This is a genomic window from Streptomyces sp. NPDC048473 (assembly GCF_043200155.1).
Taxonomy (GTDB): domain Bacteria; phylum Actinomycetota; class Actinomycetes; order Streptomycetales; family Streptomycetaceae; genus Streptomyces.
This window is the reverse complement of record NZ_JBICXE010000007.1, coordinates 1-19,415: the sequence shown is the minus strand read 5'-3', so window position 1 is coordinate 19,415 and position 19,415 is coordinate 1. Positions and strand designations below refer to the sequence as shown.

The window sequence follows — 19,415 nt, the reverse complement described above, 5'->3', positions numbered from 1 at the left end:
TGTCAGGGGAGCTGGCCGAGCAGTTCCTGACGGTGCGCGGTGGCCCACTGGGCGAGATGGACAGGTTCACGGCCGAGCAGGTCCTGGACCGTGCTGGTGGTGACCGCGGAGTAGTCCATGCGGCCCTCGTAGGTCTGTCGCGCCCAGATCAGCGTGCTGGCCGCGTACGCGGCGTCCATGTCGGCAGGCACGGTGTTCAGCCCTGCATCAATCATGCGCTGCAGATCGTCCGGGGTCAGGACCAGCGAGGGGATCTCCCGCCCGAGGGCGGCGGAGAGGACCTCGGCCACCTCGGCGCCGTTGAGGAGATCGGCGGACAGGTAGTACTCCTTGCCCGCGTGCGCCTCGGGGCCTTCGGCCAGGATCTTGGCCACGACCGCTGCGATGTCGTCGCCGGCGATCCAGCCGACCTGCTTGTCGCCCATCGGCCACACCATCCGGCCGTCGCGCAGCCGGTTGATGCCCAGCAGATTCTCCATGAACACGTGCGGATGCACGTTCGCCCAGGCCAGCTTGGAGCCGGCGATGTAGCGCTCCACCAGTTCGTGCCACGCGAAGTGCGGGTCGGTGGAGCGCTTGTCGCTGAACACGCCCAGGTGCACCAGGAAGCCGACGCCGGCGTCCTCGGCGGCGTCCACCAGGGTCTTGGCCTGGTGGTTCATCGCCGAGGTGTAGCCAGTCATCAGGAATACCCGGTCGATGCCCTCCAACGCGCCGGGGAAGGTGTCGGGGTCATCGAGATCGAGGCGAACCGCTTCCTTCCCCTCCTTGATCCACTGCTCGACGGTCGCCCTGCTGCGTGAAGCGCGCACCGCGACCGCCTGGCCGGGTGTCGCCTCCAGCGTCTTCACGACCGCCGCGCCGGTACGGCCGGTGGCCCCGAGGACCTTCCTCGAAGAGGGGTACGGCGGAAGCTCGGTGAACCGCATCGCCGCGAGCGCCGGCGTGTCCATCACCACGCTGTACCGGCATTTCGACAGCAAGGACGATCTCTTCGTAGCCGTCATCCAGGAGGCCTGCGACACCTCTGCGCAGACCGCGGCCCCGGAATGGCTGAACCTGCCGCCCCTGGAAGGCCTGACAGAAGCGGGCTGCGAGCTTCTCCAACACATCCTGTCCGATCAGCAGTTGGCACTGTTCAGGGTGGTGACCCGGGACGCGCAGCGCTTCCCCGAGCTCGGCCGCCGCTACCAACAGGAGATTCTCGGAGACCGCATAGCCCTGTTCACGCGACACCTGTCCCACTGGCCGGCGGAAATGCGCTCCAAGGTCAGCGACTCCACACGCGCCGCGCACGTCTTCTCAGCCCTCCTCCAGGCGGAGATCGTGGACACCGCATTGCTCGGCGGACCGGTCCCCGACACGGCCACCATCCGAACGCGTGCCCGCGAATCCGCGAACGACCTGCTGGCCCTCGCCGAGGCCGGGCGGCTATGACCGCGCTTCCGTGACGGCTACGGCTACGGCTACGGCTACGGCTGGAGGAGAACGCAGGCGCCGAGCAGGGTGAATGAGGCTCGGCCGTACATCTGACGCTGAGCCCCCAGGGGGGAGAGGTCCCCGGTCGGTTGCTGAGCATCAGCCGTTGGGGTAGGCACGCCCGAGCAGCTTTCCCCGCAGCACCGACCACCGGGCGGCCATGTCATGGACCAGGTAGAGGTCCCGGCTCCTGGTCAATCAGCGCCCATCCCCCAAGGGGGTGGACAGGCACGCGCCTTTGAACGTGCAACCCGCTCCCGGGAACCGGCAGGGAAGCGGGCCGGGACCACGCTGTGCCGCAGCCCGCGTCCGCGGGCTCGTGGCGCAGGGACTCGACCGGCACCGGACACCGCCGGCCGCGGACTCCGCCTGCAAGAGGCGGCACCGGGAATCGCTCCGGATCCGTCACCGACCCGCAATCGCGACACCGAGCAGGGTCACCGAGAGCAGCACGACGAGGGCACCCCCGGCGATGAATACGCGTTCAGGACCCAAGCGTTCCCGCCCGTGGACGATGACGTTTCGCGGATCGGCCGGATCGTAGGAGACACATACGTTGTCGCCGTCATTGATCGGCTGTCGCCGGCTGGCGGGTACGGGACAGACCACTTCCATCACCCGGTCGTCCTCCGTCACGAACTGGAGCAGTGGGCGCGGCGGGGCCGACTCGTCACAGCCCTCTCCCGGGCGTCGTTTGACCAGCGCCTGAACACGCACGCCCGACCCGCTCACTCGCCGTGCCTGACGCAAGCCATAGGCCCCCGCAAGGACGGCGATCATGCCGCCGAACGCGGCGATCCCTGCAAGTACGGCCACGGCCCCCGCGTCCACGCCACTTCCCCACTCCGGTGTATGTCCCTGCCTCGGCCGCCGTCGGGTCGGCGCCCCCGCATTGTGGTCACATCAGCCCGGCCAGATCGTGGTTGAGTTCGACGACGTTGACGCGTTCCTGACCCAGGAAACCCAGAACACGTCCCTGGACATGCCGGGCGACCAGCGTCCTGACCCTGGCGGGGGCGAGGTGGCGGGCCTTCGCCACGCGGTCGGCCTGTTCGTAGGCGTACGCCGGGGAGATCGCCGGGTCGAGCCCGGAGCCGCCGGCGGTGACGGCGTCCGCGGGGACGGACGAGGACGGGACCCCGTCGAAGGCGGCGACGGCGGCGCGGCGGTCGTTGACGGTCCTGATCAGATCGGTGTTGTTCGGGCCCAGGTTGGAGGCGCCGGAGTTCATGGGGTCGTAGCCGCCTGCGGACGGACGGGGCTGGAACCACTTGGGGTCGGGGCGCAGCGGCTCCTGCGCGTCGTGGGGATTCTTCTTCGGCAGGGCGAAGTTCTGGCCGATCAGGCTCGAGGCCACCGGCGTGCCGTCGGTCGTCAGCATGGAGCCGTCGGCCTGACGGGAGAGGCCGGCCTGGGCGATGCCGGTGACGAGCAGTGGATAGGCGATGCCGGTGATCACAGTGCATGCCAGCAGCATCCGCAAAGCCACCAGATGGTGCTGAAGTACAGGGGGAAGGACAGTGCGCACTGTGTGGGATCACCTTCTTCTCTCGTCGGGCCGTCTGTCAGCGCAGGCCGGGGATGAACTGGATGAAGAGGTCGAGCAGCTTGATGCCCACGAAGGGCAGTACCAGCCCGCCGAGCCCGTACATCCAGATGTTGCGGCTGAGCAGTTTCGCGGCGGAGGACGGCCGGTAGCGCACGCCGCGCAGCGCGAGCGGGATCAGCGCGATGATGATCAGGGCGTTGAAAACGATTGCGGAAGTGATCGCCGAGGTCGGGCTGTGCAGGCGCATGATGTTCAGCTTGTCCAGGCCGGGATAGACGCTCGCGAACATCGCGGGGATGATCGCGAAGTACTTCGCGACATCGTTGGCGATGGAGAACGTCGTCAGCGCACCACGGGTGATCAGCAGCTGCTTGCCGATCTCGACGATCTCGATGAGCTTGGTCGGGTTGGAGTCGAGGTCCACCATGTTCCCGGCCTCCTTCGCGGCCGAGGTACCGGTGTTCATCGCCACCCCGACATCCGCCTGGGCCAGCGCCGGGGCGTCGTTGGTGCCGTCACCGGTCATCGCGACGAGCTTGCCGCCCGCCTGCTCCCGCTTGATGAGGGCCATCTTGTCCTCGGGCGTGGCCTCGGCCAGGAAGTCGTCCACCCCCGCCTCCTGGGCGATGGCGCGCGCGGTCAGCGGGTTGTCACCCGTGATCATGACGGTACGGATGCCCATGCGACGCAGCTCGTCGAACCGCTCCCGCATACCCTCCTTGACAACGTCCTTGAGGTGGATGACGCCCAGGACGCGGGCGGTCCGCGTACCGCCGTGCCGGGACACCTCGCCGACGACCAGCGGGGTGCCGCCGCTCGCCGAGATGCCGTCGACGATGCCGCCGACCTCGGCCGTGGGGTGGCCGCCGTTGTCACGGACCCAGCGCATCACTGCCGTCGCCGCGCCCTTGCGCAGGGACCGGTTCTCCTGAGGATCGTTGAGGTCGACACCGCTCATCCTGCTCTGCGCGGTGAAGGGTACGAACTGTGCCCGGTCCAGTTCTCCTTCACTACGGCCACGGAGCGCGTACTGCTGCTTGGCGAGGACGACGATCGACCGGCCCTCGGGTGTCTCGTCAGCGATCGACGACAGCTGGGAGGCATCGGCGAGTTCCTCGACGCCCACCCCGTCCACCGGCAGGAATTCGGCGGCCTGGCGGTTGCCGAGGGTGATGGTGCCGGTCTTGTCGAGCAGGAGCGTGTTGACGTCACCCGCGGCCTCCACCGCGCGCCCGGACATCGCGAGCACGTTGCGCTGCACGAGCCGGTCCATGCCCGCGATGCCGATCGCCGACAGCAACGCGCCGATCGTCGTCGGGATCAAGGCCACGACGAGGGCGACAAGGATGACAATGGTCTGCTCGGCCCCCGCGAAGATGGCGAAGGGTTGCAGGGTCACCACCGCGATCATGAAGACGATCGTGAGGGATGCCAGCAGAATGTTGAGCGCGATCTCGTTCGGCGTCTTCTGCCGCGCGGCCCCCTCCACGAGTGCGATCATCCGGTCGATGAAGGTCTCCCCCGGCTTCGAGGTGATTTTCACGACGATCCGGTCCGAGAGCACCTTCGTACCGCCCGTGACCGCCGACCGGTCGCCGCCCGACTCTCGGATCACCGGCGCCGACTCGCCCGTGATGGCCGATTCGTCGACGCTCGCGATGCCCTCGACCACATCGCCGTCGCCGGGGATGGTCTGCCCGGCCTCGACGACGACGTGATCGCCCAGACGGAGGTCGACGCCCGGAACTTCCTCCTCTGCGGCGTCGGTCGCACCCGGCCGCCAGCCGGTGAGACGGCGGGCCATCGCCATCGTCTTGGCGCGGCGCAGAGTCTCCGCCTGGGCCTTGCCACGGCCCTCGGCCACGGCTTCGGCGAGATTGGCGAAGACGGACGTCAGCCAGAGCCACCCCGTGATCACCCAGGCGAAGACGCTGGGCGCTTTGATGGCCGACAGCGTGGTCAGGACCGCCCCGACCTCCACCACGAACATGACGGGGTTGTGGAGCATCACGCGCGGATCCAGCTTGCGCAGTGCATCGGGGAAGGACGTCAGAAGCTGCTTGGGATCGAGCAGTCCGCCCGAGATCCGGTGCTGCTGACGCTCGGCACCGGGTGGGGTGGGAGCGGGAGCGGCGGTCGTGGACATCAGTGCAGACCCTCCGCGAGCGGCCCGAGCGCGAGCGCGGGGAAGTACGTCAGACCGACAACGATGAGGACCACCCCGGTCAACAGCCCGACGAACTGCGGCCGGTGGGTGGGCAGGGTGCCCGCGGTGACCGGAACGGGCTGCTGCGCGGCGAGTGAGCCGGCGAGTGCCAGGACGAACACCATCGGCAGGAACCGGCTGACGAGCATGACCACGCCGAGCGCGGTGTTGTACCAGACGGTATTCACGCTCAGACCGGCAAATGCCGAGCCGTTGTTGTTCGCGGCCGACGCGAAGGCGTACAGGACTTCGGAGAAGCCGTGCGGCCCGGAATTGAGCATGGCGGCTCTCTCACCCGGGAATGCCATCGCCAGCCCCGCACCGACCAGCACGAGCGTGGGCGTGGTCAGGATGTAGAGCGAGGCGAACTTCATCTCCCGGCCCCGGAGCTTCTTGCCCAGGTACTCGGGTGTACGGCCGACCATCAGTCCGGCGACGAAGACCGCGACGATCGCCAGGATCAGGATCCCGTAGAGCCCGGAGCCAGTGCCGCCGGGCGCGATCTCCCCCAGCATCATGTTGAAGATCGTCATTCCGCCGCCGCCCGGCGTGTACGAGTCGTGGAAGGAGTTGACCGCTCCGCACGAGGTGAGGGTGGTGGACACGGCGAACAGAGCCGAGGCCCAGATCCCGAACCGCGTCTCCTTGCCCTCCATCATTCCGCCGGCCGCGTGACCGGCGATGCTGCTGACGCTGTGCAGCTCGTTGGCGGTCACGATGGCGACCGATGCGCCCCAGATCAATGCCATCACGGCGACGATCGCATAGCCCTGACGGTTGTCACCGACCATCGTCCCGAAGGTCCGCGGCAGCGAGAACGAGATGACCAGTATCAGGTAGATCTCGATCAGGTTGGTGAAGGCGTTGGGGTTCTCGAAGGGGTGTGCGGAGTTCGCGTTGTAGAAACCACCGCCGTTGGTGCCCAGTTGCTTGATGACCTCCTGGGAGGCGACCGGGCCCCCGGTCAGGCGCTGATGCCCGCCCGCGATGGTGGTGATGTCGTGGACTCCGTGGAAATTCTGAACGGCACCGGCGGCCACCAGAACGATCGCGAAGACGAACGCAAGGGGCAGCAGAACGCGAAGCACGATCCGTGTCAGGTCCACCCAGAAGTTCCCGACGCGCTCGGTCTTCTTCCTGGTGAAGCCGCGGATCAGTGCGGCGACCACGGCAATGCCCACGGCCGCGGAGACGAAGTTCTGCACCGCGAGACCCGCCATCTGGACCAAATGGCCCATGGTCGACTCGCCGGAATACGACTGCCAGTTGGTGTTGGTGACAAAGGATGCCGCCGTGTTGAACGACTGGTCCGCGGTGACCGGCTTCATCCCCAGGGACAACAGGAGATGGTTCTGCAGGCGCAGGAACGCGTACAGGAACAGTACCGACACCGCGGAGAAGGCCAGGATGCTGCGCAGGTAGACCGACCACTTCTGGTCGGCGTCGCCGTTCACTCCGCCGGCCCGGTAGATCAGGCGTTCAGCCCGCCAATGGTGATCGGTGGTCAGGACGCGGGCCATGTAGCCGCCCAGCGGGCGAAACGAGAGGCATAGCGCGACCACCAGGGCGAGCACCTGGAGCCAGCCCGCGAGGGTGTCGTTCATCCGGGCTCTCTCCTAGAACTTCTCAGGGAAGATCAGGCAGACGACCAGGTAGATCACGAGGCATGCGGCAACGATCAGGCCGACGATGTTTTCCACGCTCACAGGCGTCCGACCCCCTTGGCGGCCAGGCCGATGAGGGCGAACACCACGACCGTGAGGCCGATGAACACGACGTCCAACATGCGAGGCACCTCGCAGAGGCATCAGAGGCGGGACTGTTCGCCCCGGCTGGAATATGGTGCAGCGATTCATTTCTGACGCTATATCAGTTGACGTCGGGAGTGCCCTGACGCTCCGCCGGCCGATCGGGTGACGGTGGAGCGCAGGGATTCACTCGGCGCGGCCGGATGTTGCGCTGCCGCCGGGCGCAGCGCTCGGAAGAGTGAGCGTCATCGAGAAGGCGGCCCCGGCCCCCTCAGTGGTCGTCTCCAGGGCGCCGTCCATGGCCTCGGCCAGGTCACGCGACAGCCGCAGGGGCAGACTGTCAGCCCTGGTATCCGGTACCCGGGAGGCGATTGTGCTCGATTCCGGGCCCCGGTCCGGCATCCCGTCCTCCACCCGGATCGCCAGGCGGTCACCCCGGACCTCGGCTGTGACGACGGGGGGCCGGTCCGGCGGGCTGTGACGCAGTGCGTCGACCCCGAGGGCGGTCAGGGCACGGGTGAGGAGCGCAGCGTCGGCGATCACGTCGGGCAGCTGTTCCGGCAGGCGCAGAACGATCGAGTGGCCGCCGGGCCCGAGGTCGTCCATGGCAGCGCCCAGCACCTCGTTGAGGTCGACCGGGCGGAGGTACAGATCGAGTGCCCCGGCATGCAGGCGGCTCAGATCGTCGAGATCGGTGACCAATTGCGCCGCACGGTGCACGGCCGCGCGGGCGGCGTCCAGCAGCTGCGCCTCTTCCGGGGCCCGCTCGCCGGCGCGTCGACGCCGCAGGCGCAGGAGAGCCTCTTCGGCGGTGTGCAGCGGAGCACGCAGGTCGCGGCCTGCTGCGAGAAGCAGAAATGCGCGGGTGCGTTCGGCGTCGGCGAGGGCGTCCGTGCCACCGGAACGCCCGGCGATCCGCCCCCGGACATGGGCCAGCCCCAGTTCGGCGGCGCATGCAGCGAGGACGCGTCGGTCCTGCGTACTCAGTCCTGAGCCGCGAGCGGCCAGCGTGAGATTGTCGTCGACCGGGCTTTCCACATCCGCCTCGTAGGGCCTTTCCGGCGGCCGTTCCCCGGCGCTGGCGACCACGTACCAGCGGGGCACAGGAGATGCTTCCGGATCCCTTTCGAGCAGGCTGATCGCGGCCAGGCCGAAATACTCCCGGATCTGCTCGATGAGTGCCGGCAGATCCTGGCCACGCATCATGGCGGCGGCCAAGCGGCTCAACGCCCTCGCCTCCGACGTCGCGCGCACGGCCTGGTGCGTACGCTGCGCAGCCGCTCCCGCAGCAGTGCCGACGAGGGCGGCCGTGGCGATGAAGACCACGAGCGCGATGATCTCGTCGGGGCGCTCCATGGCCAGCGAGTGCACTGGCGCCGTGAGGTAGTAATCGGCGAGCAGTGCCGCGGCAAAGGCGGCGAACAGGGCGGGGTAGAGACCGCCGACCAGGGCCACCACGACGACAGCGAGCAGATAGATCACCAAGTCGCTGGAGAGGCCGAGGTGGCCCCGCAGCGCGGTCAGCAGGAGCGTCAGTACGGGCAGCAGCACCACAGCACCGGCCAATGCCGACCAGTAACGTCTCGGGCCCGTGCCACGGCTCGGATGCGGAAGCCTCGGCGCAGCAGAGCGGGCTGCCTCCTCATGCGTGACGATGTGCACGTCGACGGGGCCGGACCCCTTGATGGTCCGCTCTCCCACCCCTGCCCTCAAAAAGGAGGCGAGCCGGCCGTGCCGGCTCGCGCCCAGCACGATCTGGGTGACGTTCTCCGCCTCGGCGAACTGGAGCAAGGCATCGACAACGTCCTCGCCCGTGGTCTGGTGGTAGCTGCCGCCGAGCGACTCCAGAAGCGTGCGCTGGGTGTCCAGTTCCGCCGGGTCGACGCCGGCGAGTCCGTCCTCCGGGACCACGTGGAGGGCCAGCAACTCGGTGCCGGGGGTTCGCGCGCTGATCCGCGCGGCGCGGCGGATGAGGGTCTCGCCCTCCGGGCCACCGTTCAGGGCCACCAGGATCCGCTCCCGGGTCTCCCAGGGGGCGGAGATGCCGTGTTCGGCCCGGTAGCGCTGCAGCCCCTCCTCCACTCGATCGGCGAGCCACAGCAGGGCAAGTTCGCGCAGTGCGGTGAGGTTGCCGACCCGGAAGTAGTGGGTGAGGGCGGATTCGATGCGGTCCGGCGGGTAGATGTCGCCGTGCACCATGCGGCGGCGCAGGACCTCGGGCGGCAGGTCGACCAGTTCGATCTGGCCGGCGCGACGCGCCACCTCGTCGGGCAGGGTCTCGCGCTGCCTGACCCCGGTGATCTGCCGGACCGTGTCATTAAGGGATTCCAGGTGCTGGACGTTGAGCGTGGTGACGACATCGATTCCGGCCTCCAGGAGCTCCTCGACGTCCTGCCACCGCTTGGCATTGCGGGCACCCGGAACGTTGGAGTGGGCCAGCTCGTCGACCAGCGCGGCCTGGGGACGGCGGGACAGCACCGCATCAAGATCCATCTCGGTGAAGGCCGCACCGCGATGGGCCAGGGTGCGCCGGGGGATCGTCTCCAGACCGTCGGCCATGGCCGCGGTCGGGCGACGCCCATGCGGCTCGACGAAGCCCACGACGACATCCGCGCCCCGTGAACGCAGCCGCTGCCCTTCTGCGAGCATGGCGTACGTCTTCCCGACCCCGGGGGCGGCCCCGAGGTAGATCCGCAACCGTCCACGTGCCACCGGCGCACTCCTGCCAGGTCGCCCCCATGTCGTGCTCGCGCCCTTCCATGGTGCGCCCCTTCCTGGCCGCTTCACTCGACGACACCGGCCCCGAGCCCGCAAGGGCACCCTCGGGGTGTATCGGGTCCGGCTGTCGATGCATCAGCGCCCGGTGCCGCTGGAATACGGGCAAAGCTGGTTGGGCGGATCGGGACGGCCCGTGCGGTTCCGCGAGAGTCCGTCGCTCCGACCACACCCCGGGACCGCCTCCTCACCCGAGCAGCACACTCCAGTCGGAGCATTCAGCCCATATGTGACGCGAAGGCCTCGTACGCCGGCCCGTCGAACAGCACGAACCGGACCTCCTCCACCGTCGTCTCCGTCTCCCGCACCGTCCGCACGGCAATGCGGGCGGCGTCGTCCATGGGCCAGCCGTAGATACCGGTGGAAATGGCAGGGAAGGCGATGGTACGTGCCCCCAACTCCGCAGCCACACGCAGCGATTCGTGGCAGCAGGAGGCGAGGAGCGCGGACCGGTCCTCGGCGCTGCTCCACACCGGGCCCACGGTCTCAAGCATTGACCCACAGTTCACGCAGCCAGTGCTACTGCCCGAGTCCCCATGTCGAGAGGGAACGTGGCGACCTCCCCTGCGTAAGTCTTCAACTCCGCCGTACGACCATCCGAGGCGATGACAACCGAGACGGTGTCGGGCGCGGGCCGGCCGTGAGATCCGTCGAAGCGAAGCTCGGTCAGTTGCAGAGGAGCCGGGAAGACTTCGCCATACCCAAATCTCACCCCACCCACGCCGACATAGACCTTGGCCCCCCAACTGATCATCTTTTCGCGCCGCTCAACTGGCGTCGCAGCGTCCCACCAGTCGGCGTATGTCAGCGCCGGACACTGACATCCCATGCCTGGACATCCGTCGAGATGAGCCTGAACATCCACCCATCGCTTCACAGGCTTGGCGTCCGACGCCCTGGTCAGAGCCTCGCGTTCCCGTCGCTACCTCGCCAAGGTGGGCGGCGTACTTCACGGCCGACAGGCGACCTGCCTTGAACTCGGACTCAAGCTGCGTCATGCGACCGTCGAGGATCGCGACCCGTATCGTCTTCGAATCGTCCGCAACCGTCTTCTGTTCTTGAACGGGGAGATGGCCGACCTGGAACTTGAACGCCGCTTCAATCAGCGCATACAGCTCCTCCGCTGGCCAAGTATGGCCTTCACATCGACCCAGCCCTTTGGACGGCCGTCCGTTGCATCTGATGCGTGTCGTCTTGCTTCGCGAACGAGCAGTGCCATCGCCTCCCTTCATCCAGTACAAGGCGTGCGGCCACTGCGCTGCACCGGAACCATCGCAGAATACGAAGCCACGAATCGGAGACGGATTCCTTGGTCCCTGCGTCTTTCTCACCAGGGCGATAACCTGCTGCAGCTGCAGCCATTCGACCTCTGTGAGGACGGGCTCCCCGAGCATGATGGGAGAACCGTCGGCCGCTGGGTGCCATCTCCAGTCTGCCCAATGTTTCCTACCGAAAGACGTACAACCCCCAAAGCCCTTCGAGGGTAAGCCGAAGAATCCGTCATACATCACCTTCCCTGATCCCTGCCATGACACCTGTCCAGCGGGTTCCGTGACATCACAGATGACCGCCCGCCTGGATACGAGATACCTATTCCTCTATGCATGAAGCTGTGCAGCCGCCACAAGGAGTTCCCTCAATCGGCTACCGTCACGAAGGTGTACTACTCCCACCACTTCTCTGACTTCGGCAGGCACAGCCGAATCACCTTCCGCATCCGACCTCCGGACTTTGAAGGTGAAGGCCACTCCGGGCGAGGTCTCGCAGCGTCCAACCGCCTCTGCTCCTCCAGCAACTTCTGTCCTATTCATCCAGGCACCTAACCATCAACATTGGTCACGAACTCCGTCAATGGTCGCAACGATCGCCGGTTTGGCTAACCGGCGAACGTCGTCTATGTTGCACTCCCCTCGACACGGTGCCGGTTACGGCACGCAAAAGATAGGGCGCTACGTGCCCGATGCTCGTGCGCTCCGCTACCAACAGGTCCTTCTCGCACAGGTGCTGGCGTTTCGCCGTGACAGCGCATTCTTCTGTACGCTTGCGCTGCGATAGCACGGCATGCCAACTTGGGCTTTCCGGTCACACGGGCGAGCGTGCTGCGTTTGACGCGATAGCTCCGCTGCACTAGGCCGTGTTTTGAAAGTGGGCATCGTGCCTCGTCCCGCGCCGTGATGATCTCGCGGTGTGGGGCGAGGAGGTCTTTCTGACGAGCAGTGAGCGGTGCTGCTCGTCAATGTGTCGACGGGGTCGCACAGTGCGCTTGCGGGCTTGTTCTTCCCGGCGGACATGACGATCCCCCAGGTCGCCTTCTTCTACGGCACGGGTGACAGCGCGGCGTTCGGCGTCGGTACGGTGGATGTCGCGTCCGACCAGGCCCGTACCCTCACGTGTCTGCCGACGAGACATCCGTGACGGCCGGTTCACCGTGCCCCGGCGGCCCCAGGCCGGCAGCAGACATCGTCGCCCGTCGCCCTCCTGAGGGCACCACTGTCACCTTCCTTCCCCGCTCCGCCGCAGCGCCTTGCTCATACGGTCTGCGCCGGGCCCGGCCGTTTCCGGTCCCCTTCCCATCACCTGCGTGGCCCCGTGAGGGGGCGGTGCGGTACGGCGATCCCCGGGCGTGCTTGCCGGCGGCCGGCGGTGCGGACCCGGCGAACGATCACGATGACCGTGTCGTAGTCGAGTTCGGCCAGAACCCGGAGGGCGTCCGCGTCTGCAGCGACCGGTGCGACAGGCGTGGGCGCTTCGCTCGCCACCTCGCCACCCCGCCCGCGATGCGCTCAGAGGCCGTTGCACGAGGGTTTGGCGGAGGACGAGTTCGCCATTCCACCACGATCTTGCCTAAAACCCTTCTAAGATCGCGGGCAAGGCGGTTCTCCGCATCTCTATGTACTCCCTCACGAGCAGGGCAACAGGCCCTTCTGAACGCTGAGAGCAGGGGATGGAATCCACAAATGAACAAGCGAAGGGAGCCGCGCCCGAGCCGCGTCGGCGGCGGCCGGGCGTGCTCGGTCGCCGCACCGTTGGCTGCGTGGTCGCGCTCGCCTTGGGAATCGGTAGTGGCTCGTTAGCCATGGCGCCTGCGGCGTACTCGCAGGCGGACGACGGGTCGGTGACGGTCCGGGTGATCCGGGCCGTGGACACCGACGGCGTGTGGACGCCCGCGCTGGAACCGGGCATCGCAGGCGTCAAGGTGACCCTCACCGACGACGCCGGGGCGGGTATCGAGGGGGTTACGGCGGCCGACGGCACCGTGACGCTGACTCCGGCGGCGGGCAAGACCACCAACGGCAAGTACCGGGTGCAGGTGGTGAATCCGAAGCCGGGTGTGCTGTTCCCGGCCTTCGCCTCGCGCCAGGGACTGGACGGTGCGCCCAACCAGTTAAGCAGCAATGAGGAGTTCGTCGACCTCTCCGCCGGGAAGAGCGTGGCGTACACCACCGGGCTGTGGAGTCCGGGTGACTACTGCCAGAAGAACGCACCGCTGATGACGACCTGTCAGCCTGCCACGCGCGAGGGCGGGGCTCAGCGCACGCTGGTCTCCTTCCCGTACGACGCACGCGGCCAGGACGGCGTCGACGTCAACGTCACAGACATCGCCACCAACGCCGACACCGGCACGCTGTTCGGCATCGCGTGGAACAAGGCCGACAAGCGGGTGTTCTCCTCGGCGGTGGCCAAGCGTTCCACGGACTACGGTCCGGGTGGCGCCGGGGGGATCTACGTGACCGACCTCACGCAGAAGAAAACCACACTGTTCACCGTCGTCCCGGACGCGGGGACGACGGCGCACGGGTCGGGTACCGATGACGCCTTCCTTGCCGTACCGGGCAAGGAGAGCCTGGGCGGCATCAAGATCACCGATGACGACAAGGACCTGTTCGTCGTCAACCTCAACAACCGCAAGCTCTACCGCTACGACGCCACGGCGGCGACCGCTTCGGCGCCGAAGGCCGTCTACGCCACCCCGGACCCGGGCTGTCCGGCGGCCGGGGACTGGCGCCCCTTCGGCCTCGGCCTGCAGGACGGCGTCGGCTACCTCGGCGGCGTGTGCTCCGGCGAGTCCACCGGGAAGCTCTCGGACCTGCGCGCGGTGGTCATGCCCTTCGACCTCGCCACCGGAGCGTTCCGCAAGGCGGTGCTGGACCAGCCGCTGGACTACCCGCGTCAGTCCACCGTTGGCAGTGGCCCATGCGACGGCGCGGGCTGGTTCCCCTGGACCAACACCTTCCCGACCTCCCAGAACGGACAGGCCTGCCAGAGCTATCTGGCCCAACCCGAACCGGAGTTGGGCGAGATCGGATTCGAGGCCGACGGCTCCATGCTGCTGGCCTTCCGCGACCGCTTCGGCGACCGCGCCCCGGCCGGTCCCACGCCCAACACACCCGCCAACGTCCTGTCAGGCGGTGACCTGGACAAGGCATGCCTGGCGGGCGGGGTGTACGTGATGGACACCAACAACGGCTGCGGGCTTTCCCCCCGGGGAACGCGCTTCTTCGACAACAGCCGGATGGGCTCCCACCACAACGCGGCCTTCGCGGGCATGGCGCTCTCCAAGGTCGAGAACACCATCGCGACCTCCGGCTTCGACCCCAACAGCACCGCCTTCGGGTACGGCACCTCCTTCGTCCAGCGCGACGGCAAGCAGGACCCGAAGGGCGGCCTGCGCCTCAACCCGCCTGAGGTCGTGGCCCCGTTCGGCAAGGGCGCCTCGATGGGTGACCTGGAGGTGCTCTGCGACCAGGCCCCGCTGCAGATCGGCAACCGGGTCTGGTACGACCCCGAGCGCAAGGGCATCCAGAACCCGGGCCAGCGCCCGGTCGTGGGCGCGACCGTCCACCTCTACGACGAGTCGGGCAAGCAGGTCGGTACGACCAAGACGTCAGAGCGTGGGGAGTACTACTTCGACGACTCCAACGTCACCGGCGGCCTCAAACCGACGACCAAGTACACCATCCGGCTCGACAACCCGGCCGACTACGCCAAGGGTGGCCCGCTCTACCAGTGGGTGCCCACCGACGCAGATGTCGGCGACAACCATTTCATCGACTCCAAGGGCATCGTCCCGTCCGGCGCGAAGTACCCGGAACGGGCGCTGACCACCGGCGGGCCGGGAGAGAACGACCACACCTACGACTTCGGCTTCCGACAACAGGAGGGCGTGCTGCGCCTGGTCAAACACGACCAGGACGAAAAACCGCTGGCCGGGGCGAAGTTCCAGCTGTGGAAGGAGACAAACGGCGCTGAGGGCGCGCAGACCACCGGGACGACGCCGGATACGCAGGTCGGCAAGGCCTGCACGACCAAGGCCGACGGTATCTGCCAGGGCAGCGGCGCGCCGGGGACGTACTACTGGCAGGAAGTCAGCCCACCGGCGGGATACGCGGTACCGGACGAGACGGTGTTCGGGCCGCTGGTGCTGACCTCCGACAACCTCGACGCCGGGGTCTCGGTGACAGCGGTCAACCGGCGGCTGCCCGCCGCCACGCCGACACCAACACCGACGACGCCGGTACCGAAAACACCGGGCACACCGCACGCACCGGGCCCCGAGCCCGGCTCGCACCTGGCGGGCACGGGCACGAGCCAGGTCGTTCTGATGGCCCTGGCCGGCGCCGCCGCGCTCACCACCCTCGGCACGGCGCTGTTCGTGCTGATGCGCAGGCGAAGGGCGCTGCACCGCTAGCCCCCGAGCAGGGCAGCCGGCCTCGGTGAACCTCCGGGCCGGGTCGGGGGGGGGGGGGGCCCCCCCCGGGGGCCCCCCCCCCCCCCCCGACTGTGTGACCAGCCGATGAGAGAAAGCGACTGCATGGCTCGGAAGTTGAGGATGAGCGGCCGTACGCCGCGCCGGACCCTCTGGTTCAGAACACTGATCGCGATCGCGGCGTGCGGCGCCGCAGTGGGCGGCCTGGCCGCCTACCGGACCCTTTCCGACGACACCACCGAGCGGCCGGTGACGATGGAGGAGGCGTCCAGGCTGGCGCTGTCGCGGTTGAATCTGTACCAGGCCAGTCCCGTGGCGGTGACCCTCACTGTCACCGAGGGCGCCGGGGTGGTGGTGCGGGTCAGCGGGGTCGTGGACTACCGAACCCATCGGGCCGTGGGAAGTTACCAGGTCACCGGTTCCACCGGGGCCTCCGGATCCTCCAGGTCCTCTGGAGCCACCGGGCCCACCGCCGGGCAGCTCGACCATGGCCTGATCGTCTGGGACACCGGCGGCCTCGGCCTGGCCCCCGCGCCTGAGGGAGACAACAGCCCGCCCTGGCAGCAGGCCGAGCACATCCCGCGCTCGGACTGGTCCGCGCGCTCCTACACGACCGATCCCCTGGACGCCGGGCTCCAGTTGCTGATCGAGCTCGGCGCGGACCGCCCCGACAACCCGCTGTTGCTCGCACAGTCCGGAGCTCGCTGGCTGGAGCGTGATCGCATCGACGGCCGCAGCTACGACCGGTTCGCCGGGCCGCGCGCCCAGGGCGCCACGCCCAGTGCGGGGCCCGACGGCGGACGGTCGCCGCTGACGTACTGGGTCGACGGTGACGGCGGCCTGCGGCGGGTGACGATGCGGATGTCGGGCCTGGGGACTCCGACCACCGTGGAGTTCTCCGGACGCGACGGCCGCGCGAAGCTCCCCGAGGCGCCGTGGATCACCGGCTGACATCTCCGTGCCCATGCGCCCCGGCTACCACGGTTGCCGACGACCCTCGTCAACTCACCCTCCAGGGCGGCATGGTGAACGAGGGCGGAGTTCACCGGAGCACCGTGCTCAGCGCGAGCGCGGCACGGCGTCCGCGTCCTTCGGGAGCGGGTACGCGGCCGTGTCGACGGCCCCCGCCAGGCCGGTCGCCGGGCTGCCCGGGGCCGTCGGGTCCGGCATGGACGGCTGGGCGGGCGGGGCCGGCACCTGGCTGAACGGGACGCCGGGCGGCGCCTGCACCGGCGCCGTCCGCCCGCTGGGTAGCGTGCCCCGACCGCGGGTGCCGCAGCCCGCGCGGCCCTCCAGGCCGTCCGGGCTCTGGATGGCGGGACGGTTGTCCGCGAAACAGTTGCTGGGATCGGCTGAGGCCAGCACGAGGTCGGTGCCGTTGCCGGTGGCGCGGTTGCCCTCGACGCGATTGCCGCTCGCCGGATGCCCCGGCGGGTCGGTGACGACCACCCCGGCCGCCCGGTTGCCCCGGACCAGATTGCGCTGGATGCGGTTCCCGGTGCCACCGCCGATGCCGATGCCGATGCCGAAGCCCCCGTCAGCCTGCTCGGGCGTGTCGGCGGCGTTGTTGTCGGCGACCACGTTGCCCGCGATCACCGCGCCGTGCTGCGGGGCGAGGGCCTCCAGGTCATTGGAGTTGACCGTGACGCCCACCCGGTTGCGGGCGACACGGTTACCCAGCACCGACAGGCCGTCCGAGGCATTGGTCAGTTCGATGCCGACCGCGTTGCGCTCCACGGTGTTGCCACGGACGACGGTGTTGCAGGGCTTGCACTGGCCGACGTAGATGCCGGAGTCGGCGTGCCCGGAGGCGTAGGAGTCCTCGATCACGCCGTCGCGCGCGTCAAAGGCGTAGATGCCGTACAGGCCGTTGTTGTACGCCGTCACCCGGGTCGCGCGGAAGCCCCGGACGGCAGGGAAGCGGGAGGTGTCCAGCGGGTCGTAGGCGGAGCCGCCGGCACCGCGCTGCTGCAACCGCTCGTCGGTGACGCCGGTGAACAGCACGCCGTTGGCGAGGTAGCCGTGCACGGTGAGGTTCTCGACCACCGAGCCGGCGCCGGTCACGGTGATGCCGTTGGCCAGACGCACACCGCCATCGAAGACCACCGCGTTGCGGTCCGTTCCGCGCAGCACCACGCGGGGCTTGGTGACGCGCACGCTCTCCCTGTACACGCCCGGGCCGACCAGCACCGTCTCCCCCTCACGTGCGGCGTCCACCGCCTGCTGCACCGCGGGGAAGTCCTGCGGAACGCGCAGCACGCTCCCCGCCGGATGCCGCGCATCGGCCGACGTCGACCCCGTACCGGAGCACCCGGTGGCCGCCATCGCGACCGAGACGACCAGCACCGACAGACGCAGCGCCGCCCGGAACACCGCCGCCGGGACTACCGAACGCGCCAACAGGCCTTCTCCAGACAGGATTTGCATGGCAGTTGTTTTATCGTCTCCAATAGGCGTATGCCCACCGAACAGGGAAATGCGCAGGATTCATCCCGACCCGCGGCAACCCGTATCGGGCGGCGCCGGGCACTGCTCGCCGGCGGAGCGGTGCTCGCCGCCGGGATCGGCGCGGCGGCCGACGAACTGGCGAGAGACGACCGGACAACCGTCCGTGCCACCACTGGCGCCCCGCCGGCCGAGACCGCGATTCCCTTCCACGGCGCCCGACAGGCGGGTGTCACAGTGCCCCAGCAACCGGCGACGCACCTGCTCTCCTTCGACCTCCCGCAGACCTCCGCCGCCACCGACCGGAAGACCCTGCGCAGCGTCCTCGACGCGCTGACCCGCACGCTCGCCACCGCTGCCTCCGACGCCCCGCCGGACCCGCGACTCCAGGGCGGCGGCGCGACCCGGCTCACCTCCCTGGTCGGCATCGGCCCTGCCCTCGCCGCCCGCCTCGGCCTCAACGTCCCCGCTTCCCTTGGCGAGTTGCCGCCCTTCCCCGGCGACCGTCTCGACCCGCACCGCAGCAACGGCGATCTTCTGGTCCAACTATGCGCAGCCGATCGCTGGACCCTCACCATCGTCGCCGAACTCGCCGGCACGGCCGCGCACGCCGCCGGGGCCGTGCCGCGCTGGACCCAGTCCGGCTTCCTGCCCCACACGACCCCGGGCACCACCCCTCGCAACCTGTTCGGCTCCAAGGACGGCATCGCCAACCCCGATCACGCGGCGGCCGAGCAGTGGGTCTGGGGCCCACCCGGAGCCCACCAGAACGGCACCGTTCTGGTCTACCGCAGGATCCACATGGACGTCACCGGCTTCGCGGCCCTCCCCGAGGGCCAGCGCGACCGGGTGATAGGCCGCGGCGCCCGCGACGGCGTCCCCCTCAGCGGCACCGCCGAGCATGACGAGCCGGACATCTACGCCAAGAACCCCGACGGTTCCTACGTCATCCCCGCCACCGCCCACGTGCGTCTCGCCAGCCCCCGCTTCGACGGCGGCGCCCGTATGCTCCGCCGCAGCTACAGCTACGACGACGGCCCGACCGACCGCGGCCTTCTCTTCTGCGCCTTCATGCGCGACCCCGCCCAGTTCACCCGCGTCCAGAACCGCCTGGCCGCCCGCGACGCCCTCACCCCCTTCCTCCAACACCGGGCCTCGGCCGTGGCCTACGTCCTGCCCGGCACCGCACCCGCCGGTACTCTCGGCGAACAGCTCTGGACATGAAGTCCGCCTCGCTCCCTCCTACCCACCGACTCCAGGGTGCATTTCGAAAGTGGATCTTTGTGATGCGTTGCCTTACTCAGGAGGTAATCGTCTCGCCCGGGCTGTGCGGGCTAGGGCGCGTATCGGGTTGTGATCAATCTGCCGGATTCGGCTTCGTGGCGGGGTCTGATCAGGTAAATCTTCATGCGTGACGCGAGTGCAACTGACAGACGTAGAGTGGGAGTTCATCGAGCCGTACCTTCCAATCGGCGGGTTCGGCCCGTACCCCGGGCGACTGCGGCA

At 68.6% G+C, this 19,415-nt stretch carries 13 protein-coding genes and 1 pseudogene; 5 read left to right on the top strand and 9 right to left on the bottom strand.

Annotation, left to right across the window (positions count from 1 at the left end; genetic code table 11):
• Window positions 1-2: 2 nt before the first annotated feature.
• Window positions 3-953, bottom strand: coding sequence for an NmrA family NAD(P)-binding protein (locus ACGFU7_RS14530; RefSeq protein WP_393695647.1), 951 nt, complete (start codon window positions 951-953; stop codon window positions 3-5).
• Between ACGFU7_RS14530 and ACGFU7_RS14525 the strand changes: the two genes are divergently transcribed.
• Window positions 919-1,437 (top strand): TetR/AcrR family transcriptional regulator, encoded by a 519-nt coding sequence (locus tag ACGFU7_RS14525; RefSeq protein ID WP_393695645.1) that lies wholly within the window; start codon window positions 919-921, stop codon window positions 1,435-1,437. The genes ACGFU7_RS14530 and ACGFU7_RS14525 overlap by 35 nt on opposite strands.
• A gap of 447 nt (window positions 1,438-1,884) precedes the next feature.
• Here ACGFU7_RS14525 and ACGFU7_RS14520 read toward each other — a convergent pair whose 3' ends face one another.
• The 7 genes and pseudogenes from ACGFU7_RS14520 to ACGFU7_RS14490 all read right to left on the bottom strand — a co-directional run.
• On the bottom strand, window positions 1,885-2,295 hold the full coding sequence (locus tag ACGFU7_RS14520) for a DUF3592 domain-containing protein (protein ID WP_393695643.1): 411 nt from the start codon (window positions 2,293-2,295) through the stop codon (window positions 1,885-1,887).
• Between the two features lie 82 nt (window positions 2,296-2,377).
• Window positions 2,378-3,007 (bottom strand): potassium-transporting ATPase subunit KdpC, encoded by a 630-nt coding sequence (kdpC, locus tag ACGFU7_RS14515; RefSeq protein WP_393695641.1) that lies wholly within the window; start codon window positions 3,005-3,007, stop codon window positions 2,378-2,380.
• Between the two features lie 37 nt (window positions 3,008-3,044).
• The gene (gene kdpB, locus ACGFU7_RS14510) at window positions 3,045-5,174 is read right to left on the bottom strand and encodes a potassium-transporting ATPase subunit KdpB (RefSeq protein ID WP_393695639.1); all 2,130 of its coding nucleotides are present in this window, start codon (window positions 5,172-5,174) and stop codon (window positions 3,045-3,047) included.
• A complete protein-coding gene (kdpA, locus tag ACGFU7_RS14505; protein ID WP_393695637.1) occupies window positions 5,174-6,838 on the bottom strand; it encodes a potassium-transporting ATPase subunit KdpA in 1,665 nt (554 codons plus the stop codon). Before kdpA ends, kdpB begins: the two co-directional genes overlap by 1 nt.
• 12 nt (window positions 6,839-6,850) lie before the next feature.
• The gene (kdpF, locus tag ACGFU7_RS14500; RefSeq protein WP_351346772.1) at window positions 6,851-6,940 is read right to left on the bottom strand and encodes a K(+)-transporting ATPase subunit F; all 90 of its coding nucleotides are present in this window, start codon (window positions 6,938-6,940) and stop codon (window positions 6,851-6,853) included.
• 228 nt (window positions 6,941-7,168) lie between these two features.
• Entirely contained in the window at window positions 7,169-9,694 is a 2,526-nt protein-coding gene (locus ACGFU7_RS14495; RefSeq protein ID WP_393695635.1) for a DUF4118 domain-containing protein, read from the bottom strand.
• A 281-nt stretch (window positions 9,695-9,975) separates the two neighbouring features.
• Window positions 9,976-10,344, bottom strand: a pseudogene (locus ACGFU7_RS14490) (macro domain-containing protein); the annotation flags it as partial.
• A 1,702-nt stretch (window positions 10,345-12,046) separates the two neighbouring features.
• Here ACGFU7_RS14490 and ACGFU7_RS14485 point away from each other — a divergent pair.
• The 3 genes from ACGFU7_RS14485 (at window position 12,047) to ACGFU7_RS14475 (ending at window position 16,415) form a co-directional block, all read left to right on the top strand.
• A complete protein-coding gene (locus ACGFU7_RS14485; RefSeq protein WP_393695633.1) occupies window positions 12,047-12,172 on the top strand; it encodes a hypothetical protein in 126 nt (41 codons plus the stop codon).
• A 661-nt stretch (window positions 12,173-12,833) separates the two neighbouring features.
• Complete coding sequence (locus ACGFU7_RS14480) at window positions 12,834-15,446, top strand: SdrD B-like domain-containing protein (RefSeq protein WP_393695631.1); 2,613 nt, start codon at window positions 12,834-12,836, stop codon at window positions 15,444-15,446.
• Between the two features lie 123 nt (window positions 15,447-15,569).
• A complete protein-coding gene (locus ACGFU7_RS14475) occupies window positions 15,570-16,415 on the top strand; it encodes a hypothetical protein (RefSeq protein WP_393695630.1) in 846 nt (281 codons plus the stop codon).
• Window positions 16,416-16,523: 108 nt separating this feature from the next.
• Here the strand turns inward: ACGFU7_RS14475 and ACGFU7_RS14470 are convergent, their stop codons facing one another.
• Window positions 16,524-17,864: a right-handed parallel beta-helix repeat-containing protein gene (locus ACGFU7_RS14470; RefSeq protein WP_393695628.1), complete on the bottom strand. Its 1,341-nt coding sequence runs from the start codon at window positions 17,862-17,864 to the stop codon at window positions 16,524-16,526.
• A gap of 57 nt (window positions 17,865-17,921) precedes the next feature.
• Here ACGFU7_RS14470 and ACGFU7_RS14465 point away from each other — a divergent pair, with 57 nt between their 5' ends.
• Window positions 17,922-19,133, top strand: coding sequence for a Dyp-type peroxidase (locus ACGFU7_RS14465; protein ID WP_393695626.1), 1,212 nt, complete (start codon window positions 17,922-17,924; stop codon window positions 19,131-19,133).
• Window positions 19,134-19,415 lie beyond the last annotated feature (282 nt).